At 66.6% G+C, this 15,594-nt stretch carries 14 protein-coding genes and 3 tRNA genes; 8 read left to right on the plus strand and 9 right to left on the minus strand.

Annotated elements, in window-relative coordinates:
- Positions 1-117 precede the first annotated feature (117 nt).
- From FHS55_RS22680 to FHS55_RS22700, 5 genes are all read right to left on the minus strand, one after another.
- Positions 118-918, minus strand: coding sequence for an ABC transporter permease (locus tag FHS55_RS22680; RefSeq protein WP_183192142.1), 801 nt, complete (start codon positions 916-918; stop codon positions 118-120).
- Complete coding sequence (locus tag FHS55_RS22685; RefSeq protein ID WP_183192143.1) at positions 915-1,952, minus strand: ABC transporter permease; 1,038 nt, start codon at positions 1,950-1,952, stop codon at positions 915-917. Before FHS55_RS22685 ends, FHS55_RS22680 begins: the two co-directional genes overlap by 4 nt.
- Positions 1,945-3,021, minus strand: coding sequence for an ABC transporter ATP-binding protein (locus FHS55_RS22690; protein ID WP_183192144.1), 1,077 nt, complete (start codon positions 3,019-3,021; stop codon positions 1,945-1,947). The genes FHS55_RS22685 and FHS55_RS22690 overlap by 8 nt, the downstream gene beginning before the upstream one ends.
- A 162-nt stretch (positions 3,022-3,183) precedes the next feature.
- Complete coding sequence (locus FHS55_RS22695) at positions 3,184-4,311, minus strand: extracellular solute-binding protein (RefSeq protein ID WP_246340405.1); 1,128 nt, start codon at positions 4,309-4,311, stop codon at positions 3,184-3,186.
- Positions 4,312-4,448: 137 nt separating this feature from the next.
- Positions 4,449-5,459 carry a transglycosylase SLT domain-containing protein gene (locus FHS55_RS22700; RefSeq protein WP_210287136.1) on the minus strand — a complete coding sequence of 337 codons (1,011 nt, stop codon included), beginning with the start codon at positions 5,457-5,459 and terminating at the stop codon, positions 4,449-4,451.
- 346 nt (positions 5,460-5,805) lie between these two features.
- Between FHS55_RS22700 and FHS55_RS22705 the strand changes: the two genes are divergently transcribed.
- Complete coding sequence (locus FHS55_RS22705) at positions 5,806-6,540, plus strand: TerC family protein (RefSeq protein WP_183192146.1); 735 nt, start codon at positions 5,806-5,808, stop codon at positions 6,538-6,540.
- A 186-nt stretch (positions 6,541-6,726) separates the two neighbouring features.
- Positions 6,727-7,422 (plus strand): sulfite oxidase-like oxidoreductase, encoded by a 696-nt coding sequence (locus FHS55_RS22710; protein WP_183192147.1) that lies wholly within the window; start codon positions 6,727-6,729, stop codon positions 7,420-7,422.
- A 152-nt stretch (positions 7,423-7,574) separates the two neighbouring features.
- On the opposite strand, the gene FHS55_RS22715 is transcribed toward FHS55_RS22710, so the two are convergent.
- Together FHS55_RS22715 and FHS55_RS22720 are read right to left on the minus strand one after the other, a co-directional pair.
- A complete protein-coding gene (locus FHS55_RS22715) occupies positions 7,575-8,573 on the minus strand; it encodes a hypothetical protein (protein ID WP_183192148.1) in 999 nt (332 codons plus the stop codon).
- Positions 8,574-9,090: 517 nt separating this feature from the next.
- Positions 9,091-9,165, minus strand: a tRNA-Thr gene (locus FHS55_RS22720).
- 424 nt (positions 9,166-9,589) lie between these two features.
- On the opposite strand from FHS55_RS22720, the gene FHS55_RS22725 reads away from it, so the two are divergent.
- The 3 genes from FHS55_RS22725 (at position 9,590) to FHS55_RS22735 (ending at position 11,119) form a co-directional block, all read left to right on the plus strand.
- Entirely contained in the window at positions 9,590-10,012 is a 423-nt protein-coding gene (locus FHS55_RS22725; protein WP_183192149.1) for a hypothetical protein, read from the plus strand.
- A gap of 34 nt (positions 10,013-10,046) precedes the next feature.
- Complete coding sequence (locus tag FHS55_RS22730) at positions 10,047-10,673, plus strand: OmpA family protein (protein WP_183192150.1); 627 nt, start codon at positions 10,047-10,049, stop codon at positions 10,671-10,673.
- A 104-nt stretch (positions 10,674-10,777) separates the two neighbouring features.
- Entirely contained in the window at positions 10,778-11,119 is a 342-nt protein-coding gene (locus FHS55_RS22735) for a RidA family protein (RefSeq protein WP_183192151.1), read from the plus strand.
- A gap of 160 nt (positions 11,120-11,279) precedes the next feature.
- Here the strand turns inward: FHS55_RS22735 and FHS55_RS22740 are convergent, their stop codons facing one another.
- Together FHS55_RS22740 and FHS55_RS22745 are read right to left on the minus strand one after the other, a co-directional pair.
- Positions 11,280-12,953 (minus strand): MFS transporter, encoded by a 1,674-nt coding sequence (locus tag FHS55_RS22740; protein WP_183192152.1) that lies wholly within the window; start codon positions 12,951-12,953, stop codon positions 11,280-11,282.
- Positions 12,954-13,307: 354 nt separating this feature from the next.
- Positions 13,308-14,207, minus strand: coding sequence for a TrmH family RNA methyltransferase (locus FHS55_RS22745; RefSeq protein WP_183192153.1), 900 nt, complete (start codon positions 14,205-14,207; stop codon positions 13,308-13,310).
- A 217-nt stretch (positions 14,208-14,424) separates the two neighbouring features.
- Between FHS55_RS22745 and FHS55_RS22750 the strand changes: the two genes are divergently transcribed.
- The 3 genes from FHS55_RS22750 to FHS55_RS22760 form a co-directional block, all read left to right on the plus strand.
- Positions 14,425-14,509, plus strand: a tRNA-Tyr gene (locus FHS55_RS22750).
- Between the two features lie 33 nt (positions 14,510-14,542).
- A tRNA-Gly gene (locus FHS55_RS22755) sits at positions 14,543-14,616 on the plus strand.
- Between the two features lie 196 nt (positions 14,617-14,812).
- The coding region (locus FHS55_RS22760) for an elongation factor Tu (RefSeq protein ID WP_183192154.1) at positions 14,813-15,594 on the plus strand (782 nt) is incomplete at its 3' end.

A 15,594-nucleotide genomic window follows, 5' to 3' on the forward strand; every position in this document is an offset into this window, starting at 1 on the left:
ATGTCGCGGACCCTCGCCAGACATCCGCTTACTGGCCTAGGAAGCGGCCAGGGCGGGCTCAATCATACCTAGGGATGATCCGGTACGATGTTCCCGCCCCGAGGGAGTTCGGGGGCATCATGCGCGCTTCGGCTTGCCTTTCAGCAACACATAGGTCGTGGCGGCCAGCAGGGTCAGCACCACGAAGATGACGCCCACCACATTGATGACCGGGGAGAGCCCGAAGCGCAGGCGCGAGGCGATTTCCGTCACCAGCGTCCACTCGCCGCCAATGGCGAAGACGGTGGTGTTGTAGTTCTCGAAGGATTGCAGGAAGGCCACCACCGCCGCCGTGAAGGCGGTGGGTGCCAGGAAGGGCAGGGTGATCCGCCGGAACACCAGCGTGTGGCTGGCGCCGAGATCCAGCGCGGCCTCTTCCAGCGTGCGGTCCTGCCGCTGCAGGCGGGCGAGGAACAGCAGCATCGCATAGGAGGCGATGAAGCTGGACTGCGCCATGACGGCGACGAACAGCCCGCCCGGCACGCCGAATTCCCGCCAGAAGATGAGGCTGGAAATGCCGAGGATGATGCCCGGCGTCAGCACCGGCGAGACCAGCACCGAATAGAGCACCGTGCCCGAGCGCTGGCCGAGCCGGGTGAGGATGAGCGCGCCGGAAAGCCCGGCGGGGATCGACACCACGATGACCCCGAGCGCCACCAGCACCGAGTTCACCAGCCCCTGCAGCAGGCGCTGGTCATTCGCCAGCGCCACGAACCATTTCAGCGTGAAGCCGCGCCACTGCGTGACGGACGGGTAGTCGAAGCTGTTGAAGGCCGCCGCCGACATCACCGCCAGCGGCAGGAACAGGTAAAGGACGAACAGGCCGATATAGATGTTCAGGATCAGCCGGGCGCCGGGGCTGTCGGTCGCGGTGCTCATTTCGCGATGTCCCTGAGGCCGACGCCGAAGAAGCGCATCATGAGGAGGATGAAGGCGGTGCACACGACGAGCAGCGACACGGCATAGGCGGAGCCCATGTTCCAGTTGTTGCTCTCGAAGAACTGCCGGTAGACCAGCTGGCTGAACCAGTCGCCGCCCTGGCCGCGCGTCATGATGGCCGGAACCGAATAGGAGCCGGCCGACAGCATGAAGGTCATGATGCAGCCCACCGCGATGCCCGGCTTGGCATGGGGGATGATCACCCGCCGGTGGATGCGGGCGGTCGAGGCGCCGAGGTCCCGCGCCGCCTCGATCTGGTTGCGGTCGAGCGTTTCCAGCGTGTTGACGATGGGGAACACCATGAACAGGACATAGGTGTAGATCATCGCGAGGAAGACGGCGGACGGGTTCTCCAGGAAGGGGATCCAGCCGCGATTGTCGAGGTCGACCACGCCGAACCAGCCAAGCACGCCGTTGATGACGCCGCGATAGTCGAGGATCATCAGCCAGGCATAGACGCGCAGCAATTCATTGATGGCGTAGGGCACGATCAGCGCGACGGTGAGGATGATCGCCTTGCGGGGCCCCGAGGCCAGCGCCACCACATAGGCGACGGGATAGCAGACGATGAGCGCCAGCGCCGTCACCATCAGCGCATAGAGGATGGTGCGCACGAAGATGTAGAGGTGCAGGCTGCTCATGCGGGTGAAATTGTCGAGGCCCCACTGCTTGCCTGGATTCAGTTCCTTCGCCTCCAGCGCCGTCGCCTCGCCCTGCTTGGTGGCGATCTCGGCGTCGAGCGCGGCCTTCTTGCCCGCATCGGTCGTGTTGCCGGCATCGAGCTGCAGCGTGGCGATGTCGTTGTAGAGCCGGTCGATGGTGAGGGACACGTCGCCGGCGGAATCCTTCCACCACAGCGATTGCTGCACCATGGCGCCGAGCGGCACGAGGATCAGCGCGAGGATCCACAGCACCAGGATGGCGGTGAGCGTCAGCGCAAGCGGGCGGCCATAGGCGCGGGCGAGGCTACCCATGGGCCAAGGCTCCCATCGGATAGACCAGCGCATCCGCCAGGCCGAAGGACAGGTTCAGTTCTTCCGGCAGGTCGCGCACCGCCGGGCCGTTCGGCACGGTGACGGTGAAGTTCTGCCCGGCGGCGGCGCACAGGAGATTGACCGAAGGGCCTTCGAGGTTGCGCGAGACGAGGCGAGCGGGAATGGTATTGGCGTTGGACGCGCCGAGCGAGATGCGCTCGGGCCGCACCATGACAAGTGCCTCATCGCCGACCTTGAGCGCACCCTTGGCGCGTCCGGTGACGAGGCCGATGGGCGACTCCACGCTCGCCACGTCGTCGGCAAGGGTGGTGATCCGGCCACGCAGAACGTTCTGCTCGCCCACGAAGGTGGCGACGAAGGGCGTTGCCGGTTCGGCATAGAGCGTGTCCGCATCGGCCACCTGCTCCAGCCGGCCGCGGCTCATCACCGCCACGCGGTCGGACATGGCGAGCGCCTCGCCCTGGTCGTGGGTGATGTAGATGAAGGTGATGCCGACGCGCTTCTGGATGGCGCGAAGTTCCGTGCGCATGTGCTGGCGCAACTTGAGGTCGAGCGCCGAGAGCGGCTCGTCCAGCAGCAGAACCGAGGGTTCCACCGCGAGCGCGCGGGCGATGGCGACGCGCTGGCGCTGGCCGCCCGAGAGGTCCGCCGGCTTCTTGTCGCCATACTGGTCGAGCGCGACGAGCTCCAGCAGTTCCTGGGCGCGCTTCAGCCGCTGGGCCTTGCCGATGCCGCGCGCTTCCAGCCCGAAGGCGACATTCTCGGCCACGCTCATCAGCGGGAACAGCGCCAGATTCTGGAAGATGAGCGCGGTGGGGCGTTCATTGGGGCCCTTGCCCACCATGTCCTCGCCGCCGATCAGCACGCGCCCGTCCGTCGGCTCGATGAAGCCGGAAATGGTGCGCAGAATCGTGGTCTTGCCGCAGCCGGAAGGGCCGAGGATGGAGAAGAACTCTCCCGCATGGATGGTGAGATCGGTTGGCTGTACGGCGGTTGAATCGCCGAAGCGGATCGAGACCTTGTCGAGACGGACGTCCTTGCCGCGCATTGAAGAGCCATAAGCCACAATGTTCGTCGTCCCGACCGGGTGGATCCCGGCCGTCCACGCCATCGCGGGGCGTCCGCGAAGAGGCCGGATCCCCGGAAAGGCCGGGGACGACGCTGGTCAGGGGAAAGCGTGGGGGCCGGGCGAGCCGGCCCCCGTCTGTCGTCAGCTGTTGGTCAGCTTCTCGACATATTCGGCGCGCAGCTTGGCGTAGAAGTCGGTCTGCATCGGCCACCAGAACAGGTTGTCGATGGTGCCGGCCGGATAGGCCGCCTCGAAATCCTCGCGCGCCTCGGCCGAGAGATACTGGCCGGCGCCCGCGGCGGCGCTGTTATAGCCGGTCGTGTTGGCGAACTTGGCGGCGATTTCCGGCTGGTAGAGGAAGTTCGCCAGTGCATAGGCCTGTTCGACATTCGCCGCGCCGGCGGGAATGGCCAGCGTGTCGGTCCAGGCGAGGCCACCTTCCTTGGGCATGCCGTAGCGCCACTTCTTGTCCGTCTTGCGGTGCAGCAGGATGCCGGTGGTGTCCCAGGTCTGGCCGATGGTGGCGCCGGCGTCGGTGAAGGCCGCGGTCGCTTCCGTCGCGTTGTTCCAGTAGGCGCCGATATTGCCCTTGTGGGCGACCAGGTACTTCAGCACGCCCTCGAACACGCGGCGGCTTTCGGCCTCCGACTTGTAGAGGTCGAGGCCGCGGTCGGACTTCAGTTCGCCGGTGGCGTCGAGATAGAGCGCGACGCCGTTGAACACCGACTTCTGGCGAATGGCGGTCTGCTTGGGGTGGTCGGCCAGCCACATGTCGCCATAGGAAATCTCGCCCGACTTCTTGTCGGGGAACTTCGAGGAATCCCAGGTGATGCCTTCGGTGCCCCAGTCGAACGGCACGAGATAGCGCTTGCCGCGATAGGCCGCGCCGAGGGTCAGCGAGTTGCGGTAGATCGAGGGGATGACCTGCGCCGCCTTGAACTTGGCCTCGTCGATCGGCTGCAGAAGGCCGTCCTTGTAATAGTTCGGGCCGGTATCGACCGAGGGGAACAGCAGGTCGAAGCCCTTGCCGCCGGCGGCGCGCAGCTTGTTCTCGGCTTCCTCGTTGGAGCCGTAGGTCGACAGGTTCACCTTCACGCCAGTGGCGTTGGTGAAGTCGGCGAGAAGGGTGTTCTTGTCGAAATAGTCGCCCCAGGCGTAGACGTCGACCGAGCCGGAACTGGCGAGCGCATCATGGGCGCGCAGCACGACCGGCGCGGCGACGGCGAGCGCGCCGGCCTTCATCAGATCGCGGCGGGAAAAACGGGTCATAAATACCTCCCTTGGCCTCAACGGCGAAACCGCGTTCGCTCTAGTTCGGGCCGATGAACGAAAGATGACATGCGCGTTTGAGTTGCGAAAGTCGATGTCGCCGGCAGACAAGTACCTTGTCGCGTCCACGCAAGGGTTCAACTCGGCAAGACGATGCAGGCGCCCCCAAGGGCCCGCAGCCGGCTACACAAGGCCTGTGCGGCCTGGCGGCTGGGCTGGGCGACGCGCACCCTATAGAACGCGCGCGAGCCACGCGAGCGCAACCGGGCGCCGATGATCATGGGCTGCGTGCCTTCCAGCAGGGCGGCGAAGCGCTTTTGCGTGCGTTGATAGCTTGCAAGTGCCCGTGCTTTTGAGAAATTTCCCGAGAGCTGGACACCCCACGGCGCGGTGATGGTGGCGATTTCCTGCGCCACCTCGCCGCCGCCGCGACGCAGGGCGGCGGTCACACCGAGGCAGCCTGTCGGCCCGAGCGGCAGCGCCGCCGCCATGGGTGCCGCGCGTCCCGGCGTGGATGCCGGGGCGAGTGCCGATTTCGTTTCCGGCATGGAGGCGATCGCCGGCGCCGCCGCGCTTGCGGGCGTCGCGGATGATAGGACAGCCGCGCCCGGCGTCCGTTCACCGGCGGCGACGCGGCCGGCCGCCGCCTCGTTCGCGGCTGCCGGCCCGGTGCGCTCGGTGGCCCACTCCTCGGCCGCCCGGCCGGTGATGAAGATGAGATAATCCTGCGTCTCCAGCGGCAGGCCGCCCTGGCCGGACAGCCAGCGCTCGATCCGCGCGGGGCCGGCGTTGTAGGCGGCGGCCGCCAGTCCGAGATTGCCGAAGCGCTCCCGCAACTCCGCCAGCAGCGCGGCCGAGGCGGGCAGGGCGGCTTCCGGGTCGAACGGATTGGCCAGCCCCCGCTCGGCCGCTGTGCCGGGCATGAACTGGGCGATACCCTGCGCTCCCTTGGGGCTGACCGCGCCGGCGCGGAAGGCGCTCTCCCGCCAGATCAGCCGGGTGAAGAACTCGACCGGTAGGGCATGGCGGCCGGCGGCCCCCTCGATGATGCGGCACAGCGCCTGCTCCACGCTCTCGCCCTGTGCGCCCGGCGCGGCGGCGGTTTTGGCGGATGTGGTTGCGACGGCGTCGGCCGGGGCGGCTTCCAAGGCCCCCGCCGGCACGCGCGAGGGCTCGCCCCAGGCCGGCGCGCAAAGCGCGGGGAGCAGGCAGGCGAGGGTGAACAGGATCCGTCCGAATGCGTTAGTCGCATCGGAGCCGCAACCTGCCCATTGCGATGCGGGCGAGCGTGCCATAAATTGAGTCTACCCGATCCGGGCCCCTCTGACGCGAGCCTCGCCGGCGTTCGTGTGATGTCGGATCTAGCCTCGACATCCCCGCCGGCTAGAGGAGACTTGCTTGCAGACCTTCGTCGCCATGTCATCGGGAACCGCCCCTGTGGTTCCCGAGCTTTCACGTGTCTTCGTCGTGGCCCTCGTTTCGGCAGAGTGACCCATGGAATATCTTCTTGAACTTGCGGCGAGCCCGGCGGCCTGGGCGGCGCTCGTCACGCTGATCGCCATGGAAGTGGTGCTCGGCATCGACAACCTGCTGTTCATCTCCATCCTCACCAACAAGCTGCCGGAGGATATTCGTCCCCGCGCGCGGCGCATCGGCATCGGGCTGGCGCTCGTCATGCGCCTGGGCCTGCTCAGCACGGTGGCGATCATCGTGACGCTGGTCGAGCCGGTCATCACGGTGTTCGGCCATCCGTTCTCGTGGCGCGACATCATCCTGATCGCCGGCGGCCTCTTCCTGGTGTGGAAGGCGACCAAGGAAATCCACCATGCCATGGCGCCGCATGACGAACAGGTCGCCATGGAGGGCGGCTCGCTGCAGGTCAGCTTCAGCGCCGCCATCGTGCAGATCCTGATCCTGGATCTCGTGTTCTCGGTCGACAGCATCATCACCGCCGTCGGCATGACCGAGCATATTCCGATCATGGTGATCGCGGTGGTCTTCGCGGTTCTGACCATGCTGCTGGCGGCGGGTCCGCTCGCCAATTTCATCAACCGCAACCCGTCCATCGTGATGCTGGCGCTGGGCTTCCTGCTGCTCATCGGCACCACGCTGATCGCCGAGGGCTTCGGGGCGCATGTGTCCAAGGGCTATATCTACACCGCCATGGCCTTCTCGGCCGGTGTCGAGGCCCTGAACATGATCCATCGCCGGCGCAAGGCGGCGCATTAACCTTCCGCGGCCGCGTCGACATCCTGCGTCGGCGCGGCCGCGGCCATACTGTTTCTGACGTTGGATGGATCCGGCGGCGTGGTGTTGCGAAACGATGCGGCGCGGGTCAATGCTAGGCTCACACGCGATCTTTCGGCGGGCCCGACGCGGGGCCGAAGCCGGCAACCCGACGCAGGGAGCCGAATCATGAGTGAGGACAGCCAGCCGCAGGCCGGCCCCGACGGGGCGAGCCTGCCCTCGGACAGCAAGCTGACGACCACCAAGCAGCGCTGGGCGCGCGAGGGCAAGTTCCTGACCGGCCGCGTCACCCGGCCGGACAGCGATCGGCTGCCGCCGGGCCAGCATCTGGTGCGCGACTGGCCGGTGCTCGATCTCGGCCTGCAGCCGCGCATTCCGCTCGACCACTGGCGGCTCGACGTGACGGGCGAGGTGGAGCATCCCGCCTCATGGGACTGGTCGGCATTCGGCGCGCTGAAGCAGACGCGGGAAGTGACCGATATTCACTGCGTCACCACCTGGTCGCGCTACGACAATCGCTGGGACGGCGTGGCGACGCGCGACCTGCTCGACCTGGTCATGCCCAAGGCCACGGCGACCCATGTCGTGCTGCATTCCTATGATGGCTACACCACCAATCTCGCGCTGGAAGACTTCGCAGCCGAGGACGCGCTGGTCGTGCATAGCTGGGAGGGCAAGCCGCTCACGGTCGAGCATGGCGGACCCGTACGCCTGGTCGTGCCGCATCTCTATTTCTGGAAAAGCGCGAAATGGCTGAAGCAGATCGAGTTCCGCGCTGGTGACAGGCGTGGATTCTGGGAGGAGCGCGGTTATCACAACCATGCCGATCCCTGGAAGGAAGAGCGCTATTCCGACGACGAGTGAGGCACCCGGCCGGCTGCGCGCGCGGCCTCGTGGACCCGCGCGCCGGATCTGACAACGCACCGTGAAAATAAAGCCGCCCGGATGGCTCTGGCCTCCGGGCGGTCCTGTTCTAGAAGGAATGTTGCGATCGGCTCGCCGGAAAGCCAGTACGATCAGCGCGGCCGCAGGAATGTGCCGGGCTGCCGAGGCGGCTCTTTCGTCGCCGGATCCTTGCGCGTCGGCGAGGTCGAACTGGCCGATGCTGCCGTCGCGGTGCCGCCGAACTTGCCGCTGGAAGGGTAGGCAGTCTTCGCCGCGGGCGTAGCCGGCCCGGAAGGGGGGGGCGATCCGAGGCCGGAAGCGGCTTTTCCGGAAGGCGCATGGCTCGAAAGCTTGGATCCCGTGAGGCCCGAGCCCGACGGGTTCGAACCCGCCGACACTGCCGGGTTTCCGCCCGTGCCGCCAGAGAGGGCGCTGCGCTGGCCGCTCGCATAGGCCTTGGCGAGGCTGCCGAGCGGGGCTTTGCTGCCCGCCAGCGGGCGCGCGGGCTGCGCGGAGGCAGCCGAGGACCTGCTGGCCGGCGATCCGCCGGATGTGAGGCCGTTCGCCTGCGGTCGGCCAACGGCGCCGGCCGACGGGCCCGGCCGGGTCAGGGGCGTGGCGGCGGGAATCTGCCCTGGCCGGGCCAATTGCGCCGTGCGCGGCAGATCGGGGGCCACCGCTTCATTGCGTTGCCCGGACTTGAGCGAGAGTTCGCGGCGCAGCTTGGCCCAGGTGTCGGCCAGAGCCGAGGGATCCCAATCCGGCTCCTTCTCGTCGACGTCCCATTTCTCCAGCGTCTCGCGCGTGGCGACACCGGAATCAACGCGGGGACGCGCATCGTATTCGGCAAGCGCTGCCGGGTCCTTCGCTTCCGCCGCCGGATCCTTCGCTTCGGCCATCGTCGCCACGGCAGCCGGTGCAGCCACCGCCGCGCCGGGCAGCACGACGTTCCACTTGCCGGTTTCCCACTCGTTGATCGCCCACATCACGGCAGCGCCGAGGCCGGCACCGGCGCAGATATCGGTGACGCTGACGCCGGGCACGACCACGAGGTAAATGGCGCAAATCACTGCCACGCCGATATAACAGGCGGGTGCACGCCATTTGGATTGCATGGCCGGAATCCCCAACTGCCCGAATCGTACGACGACAATAGCTGATTCGCGGGAATCTCAGTGCCTTAGGCCGAGAAAATGACATGCCGTCCGCGCGTGCCGCCGTTCGGCCTTGCCCTGCCGGCGGGCCCGGATGGCTTCGCAGCGCAGTCCCGGTGTCCGTCGATCGCCGGCGGGAGCGCCCGGCCGCGCGGCCACGGCGCGGGTGCGATCGAATGGCGCGATCGCACGGGCGGCGGCGCGGGGAATTGCGGAAAGGCCGGCCGGCTCATCCGCGCCCTATCGCGAGATCGGGCAGAGCGACCATATCGCCGGGCATCGTCTCGCAGGCATCACCTCGCCGGATATCCCGCCATGAGCATTCTCGGCTTCGAACCGATTACAGTTGTTTCCGCCATATACGTCCTCGGCTTCGCCGGGATGATGATCGTGGCGTTCGACGCCGTCTCCGATCGCGGGCAGGATGGGCGATAGCCGTCTTCACGGCGCGCAGTCGGGATCGCGAGCCGGTGGGCGTCGCCTTTGCGGAGAATGGTGCCGGCGGAGAGGATCGAACTCCCGACCTTCGGTTTACAAAACCGCTGCACTACCGCTGTGCTACGCCGGCAAAACGCATATTCCCAGGTCGGATCGACGTTCTGGCACACCCGACACGCCATGAACCGAGGGTCGCGTGTCGTGTTTTGTGACTTTCCCTGAGAAGTACGGCGGCGCTTTCTTCCCTCACAGAGACGCTTCGGTCAAGCCTGCCGCGTTTTTCCCCGGCAGCTTCCGGGTCAAGCGCGCTGCGATGGCGGATGGACGCGGCGGTGGGGCGACCCGCTCCTTTCGGCACTTCGTGCCGTCCTTCGCTGCCCCGTCTGGCGGCATGTCGGGCTTCCAGTGACGAATTTTGAGTGCCGTGACGTGTGTCATTGCGCATGACGCGCGGTTCTGCGACACGATTGTCGCATGGTTCGGCGAGTGTCGTCGCGCCAGAGGGCTGGCGCCGTTTCGCGCCGGGATCACTCGCTTGGGAGGCGGGAATAGTGATGAAGGGAACCATCTTTGCGCTTGGTGCGCTGGTGCTTGCGGCGACGTCCGGCGCAGCATCTGCGCAGACCATGAGTTATGCTCAGGCTGGCGCGCTGATCGCCAAGAGCTGCGGCCCGTCGATCGAGCGCTTCTGCGCGACGGTGAATATCGGCACCGGTCAGATGCAGCAGTGCCTCACGCAGCACCAGGACCAGGTGCCGCGCCAGTGCTTCGACGATTTCACGGCCGTTCAGACCGGCATCGCCAAGCGCGTCGCCGCGCAGGCGGATGCTGGCAAGGCGTGCTCGGCGAGTGCGCAGCAATTCTGCTCGGGTGTGAAGCCGGGCGATGCCAACATCCTCGACTGCCTGCTGGATTCGGTGAAGGTTGTGCGTCCTGCCTGCAAGCAGACGCTGGTCGACGCCGGCTGGGCCAACTGACGAACACGGCATCGTTGAGGGGATGAAACAGACCATGACCCGCTTTACCCGTCTCGTCGGGGGCCTCGCCCTCGCCGCCGCGCTCGCCGCTCCGCTCGCCACGAGCGCCAGCGCCCAGACTGCCGACAACAACCAGCAGATCCTGCAGGGGCTGTCGAGCGTCACCAATGACGATCCCTCGCTGACCGTGGAACTGCTGCGCAAGATGGCGCAGGACGCGGTGGCGCAGAACCAGCCGCTCGGGCTGAACAAGTCGGCGATCGCGCAGAAGCTCGACAAGCTCGCGCAGATCACCGTGCAGATCCAGTTCGCGCTGAACTCGTCGATCATCCGCCCCGAGTCCTATGGGACGCTGGGCTCGATCGCCGATGCGATGCACCACCCGATCCTGTGGAACTACAAGTTCGTGGTGGTCGGCAATACGGATGCCACCGGCACCCGCGCCTACAATCTCAAGCTCAGCCAGGAGCGCGCCGACGCGATCGTCCAGGCGCTGGTGACGCTGTTCCGCGTCTCGCCGGACCGCCTGCAGGCGCTCGGCCTCGGCCAGGAGGCGCTGCAGGTGCCGGGCAAGCCGGATGATCCGATCAACCGTCGCGTGCAGATCTTCAACATCGGCACGATGGGGCCGATGGGCAAGGCCTGGATGAACCCGCAGTGATCGGGATCGGATAGGCGTGTTACACGCCATCCTGTGCTACCAAGACCGGCCGGTGCTTCCCAGCGCCGGCCGGTTTTTTCATGTCGAACCAGAGTTTTGCTGAGATGAGCATCAAGAGAATCGAAGTCGGCCCGCGCATGAGCCAGGCCGTGGTCCACGGCTCCGTCGTCTATCTCGCGGGCCAGGTCGCGCTGGGCGACGGCGTCGCCGCCCAGACGAGGGCTGTGCTCGACCAGATCGACGCGCTGCTGGCCGCCGCCGGCACCGACAAGACCCGGATTCTGACCACCACCATCTACCTCTCCGATATCTCGACCTTCAGCGAGATGAATGCCGAGTGGGACAAGTGGGTCGCCGCCGGCCACACGCCGGCCCGCGCCACCGTCGAGGCCGCGCTCGCCACGCCGGACTACAAGGTCGAGATCGTCGTTTCCGCGGCGATCTGATCCATTCCGCGAGCCCGTCTCGAGGGCTGGCGGACACGAAAAAGGCCCCGTCCTGCGACGGGGCCTTGTCGTATGTCGTTGCCGTGTTGTTGGTCCCGGCCTTGTCGTCTTCCGGCGGCGCGCCAGTCTGGCGCGGCGCCGCTTGTGCCGGATCTCGGGCTCAGTGCCAGTTGTCGAGGTCGCGATCCTTGGTCTCGGGCAGGAAGATCACGCCGATCACCACGGTCATCAGGGCCACGATGATGGGGTACCAAAGCCCCGAGAAGATGTTGCCGGAGGCCGCCACGATGGCGAAAGCCGTGGGCGGCAGGAAGCCGCCGAACCAGCCATTGCCGATATGGTAGGGCAGCGACATGCCGGTGTAGCGGATGCGGGTCGGGAACAGTTCCACCAGCAGCGCGGCGATCGGGCCGTACACCATCGTCACGTACAGCACGAGGATGAACAGCAGGCCGATGACCGCGAGCGAGCGGCTGTCGCTCAGCACGCCGCCAATGGTCGGCTGCTTGAGGATCGACGGGTCACCCACCTTCGGGTAGCCGGCGGCCTGCGCCGCGGCGACGATCGCGGCGCCGGTCTTGTCGGTGTCGGCAACAGTCACCGGGGTACCGTTGACCGTGACGACGACCGGCGAGCCGGCCGGGCCGGGCAGCAGCTGATAGTGCATCGAGTTGGTCGCCAGCGTGCGGCGGTAGACGTCGCACGGACGGGTGAAGACGCGCACGCCCACCGGATCGAACAGCGTGCCGCAATTGGCGGGATCGGCGGTGATGTCGATCTTCACATTCTCCGTCGCCGAGATCAGCATCGGATTGGCGATGCGGGCGATGTTCTCGAACAGCGGGAAATAGGTGGCAGCCGCGATGAGGCAGCCAGCGATCAGGATCGGCTTGCGGCCGATCTTGTCCGACAGCCAGCCGAACAGGACGAAGAACGGCGTGCCGATCAGCAGGCCGGCGGCGATCAGCAGGTTTGCCGTCGTACCGTCGACCTTCAGCGTCTGTGTCAGGAAGAACAGCGCGTAGAACTGACCCGTGTACCAGACCACCGCCTGGCCAGCCGTGCCGCCGAACAGCGCGATGAGCGCGATCTTGGCATTCGACCAGCGGCCAAAGGCCTCCGTCAGCGGCGCCTTGGAGCGGCTGCCCTCCGCCTTCATCTTCTGGAAAGCCGGTGATTCGCTGAGCTGCAGGCGGATCCAGATCGAGAAGCCGAGCAGGACGATCGACACCAGGAACGGAATGCGCCAGCCCCAGGCGTTGAAGTCTTCCGGCGACATGGACAGGCGCAGCGTCAGGATGACGAGCAGCGACAGGAACAGGCCGACCGTGGCCGTGGTCTGGATCCACGACGTGTAGAAGCCGCGCCGCCCATGTGGGGAGTGTTCGGCGACATAGGTGGCGGCACCGCCATATTCACCGCCGAGCGCAAGGCCCTGGGCCAGACGGCAGATGATGAAGATCACCGGAGCGGCATAGCCGATCGTCTCGTAGCTCGGCAGCAGGCCGACCGCAAAGGTGGCGATGCCCATCAGCGTCATGGTGACGAGGAAGGTGTATTTCCGGCCGATGAGATCGCCGAGGCGTCCGAAGAACAGCGCGCCGAACGGGCGTACCGCGAAGCCGGCGGCGAAGCCGAACAGCACGAAGATGAACTTGGCCGTGTCATTGCTGCCGGGCACGAAGGTCATCGCGATATTCGCGGCCAGCGAGCCCGCGAGATAGAAGTCATACCACTCGAAAACCGTGCCGGCGGAGGAGGCGATGATGACCTTCCTCTCTTCCCGCGTCATCGGTCCGGACCGTGTTGTCGGACCTGCCGTCGTTACGCTCATGTTCGTTCCCTTCCCCAGAATATGCCGCGCGAATAGCCAGGCGCGCCCAAGAATGTGCGCGTCGAAATGCGAACTCCCGCGTTGGGAGTCGCGTCAGTGCTGTCGGTCGAGTTTGGGAGTTCCTGCGGGAACGCCGGTCACTCGGGCTGTTTCCTCCCGGTGACGGTCCGCAATAAATCGGTTTGCGCCGTTCCCCGGATCAGTGGAGCGCGGAATTCTTTGATTCCTGCACTGCCTCATCGGAAAGCTTGGCGAAAAGTGTGGCGTTTGACGATTGGCAATTGGTCGTAACGCGGCAGATGCTGCGCTGCGAAGCGGTTGCCGGCTCCGGTCAGCGGTGCCGGTTGTGTGCGCTCAGTTCCGCACGCCGATGGCGCGCCGGGCGATGTGCAGAGCGAGCACGGCCGCGTTGGAGACGTTGAGGCTGACAATGGCGCCGGGCAGGTCGATGCGCGCGAGCGTGTCGCAGGTCTGGCGCGTCAGCTGGCGCAGCCCCTTGCCCTCGGCGCCGAGCACCAGCGCCACCGGCGCGCGCAGCCGGGTGTCGACGAGGTCGGCGGGGCCTTCGCTGTCGAGCCCCACCACCTGCGCGCCGCGCTTCTTCAGGTCGTCCAGCGCGCGGGCGAGATTGCCGACGAAGCAGAACGGCACATGTTCCAGCCCGCCGCTCGCGCTCTTGGCGAGCACGCCGGTCGCCGCGGGGCTGTGGCGCGCGGTGGTGATGATGGCCCCCACCCGCAGCGCCGCCGCGGAACGCACGATGGCGCCGACATTGTGCGGATCGGTGATCTGGTCGAGCACCAGCACGAGGTCGTTCTCCGCCGCTTCCTCAAGGGTGAGCGAGGGCAGGGGATCGCATTCGGCAAACAGGCCCTGGTGCACCGCGTCCGATTCGAGAAGGCGGTCGATCTCGCCGGGGCGCACGAGTTGCGGCTCGATCTTGAGCGGAACCGATTCGTCCTGCAGCCGCTTCAGCGCGTTCTCGGTCGCCATCAGGCGACGGAAGCGGCGCTGTGGATTGCGCAGCGCCTCGGTGACGCTGTGCCAGCCATAGAGGATCGCGACGTCCTCGGGCCATTCGCCGAAGGGCCGGCCGGCGGGGCGCTCGCGCCGCCCGTCATGACCGCGCTTTCCGCCCTTGTCGTGCCAGTTCTTCGCCGGCCGCGCCTTGCCGCTCGCGCGGGCGCCGGAATCGAAGCCCGGCTTCGCGGGGGCGTGGGGACGGTCCGGTGGCTGGCGGGGGCGATCGTTCATGGCTTGGCTCTGTGTGTCCCCGCCTTCTGTCATGGCGCGTCCGGCTTGGCAATTCGATCCACAGGCGCGAAGGGCCGGGGCAGGGGATGTTGGGCCGGCGGGGTTGACAGGGCCGGGGCACCTCACCATAAAGCGCGCCTCACGGGAGGCGGTGCTTCGGCGCCACATGCTTCCCGCGGCCGGAGTTCCGGCCACCACGACGTGCCTTGAGTGACCTGGGGGAGTGTCCCGAGCGGCAAAGGGGGCGGACTGTAAATCCGCTGGCTATGCCTTCGTAGGTTCGAGTCCTACCTCCCCCACCACGTCGTATTGCTGCTATGTTTACCCCGACCTTCGCGGGTGTAGCTCAATGGTAGAGCAACAGCCTTCCAAGCTGATGACGAGGGTTCGATTCCCTTCACCCGCTCCAACCCCCATCCCCCACCGCTGAATGCCGCTGCCGCTCCACCGCGCGCGATGCGCAGGCGGGCGTCTCGCGCGCGGTGGGCTTCTCGCGCGCGCATGCGAAACGCGGTACTTAACGCGGCACTTGCGGAATTGCAGGAAACCGCCTATCCCACGCCCCGATTTTCGCGACGTCGGGACGTTGCTGAAGGAAACAGGTCATGGCCAAAGAGAAGTTCAACCGTTCGAAGCCTCACTGCAACATTGGTACGATTGGGCACGTCGACCATGGCAAGACGTCGCTGACGGCTGCGATCACGAAGGTTCTCGCTGAGTCGGGCGGGGCTACGTTCACGGCGTACGACCAGATTGACAAGGCGCCGGAAGAGAAGGCGCGCGGGATCACGATCTCGACGGCTCACGTCGAGTACGAGACGGCGAACCGCCACTACGCGCATGTCGACTGCCCCGGTCACGCGGATTATGTGAAGAACATGATCACCGGCGCGGCGCAGATGGACGGCGCGATCCTCGTCGTTTCGGCGGCGGACGGCCCGATGCCGCAGACCCGCGAGCACATCCTTCTGGCGCGCCAGGTTGGCGTTCCGGCTCTGGTGGTGTTCCTGAACAAGTGCGACCAGGTCGACGACGAGGAACTCCTCGAGCTGGTCGAGCTGGAAGTGCGCGAGCTTCTGTCGAAGTACGACTTCCCGGGCGACGACATCCCGATCATCCGCGGCTCGGCGCTGGTGGCGCTGCAGAACGGCGACCCCAAGCTCGGCCATGACGCCGTGCTGGCGCTGATGGCGGAAGTGGACAAGTACATCCCGCAGCCGGAGCGTCCGGTTGACCAGCCGTTCCTGATGCCGATCGAAGACGTGTTCTCGATCTCGGGCCGTGGCACGGTGGTGACCGGTCGCGTCGAGCGCGGCATCGTGAAGGTCGGCGAGGAAGTCGAGATCGTCGGCATCCGCCCGACGGTGAAGACGACGGTGACCGGCGT

Source organism: Ancylobacter tetraedralis (assembly GCF_014195655.1).
Lineage (GTDB): Bacteria > Pseudomonadota > Alphaproteobacteria > Rhizobiales > Xanthobacteraceae > Ancylobacter > Ancylobacter tetraedralis.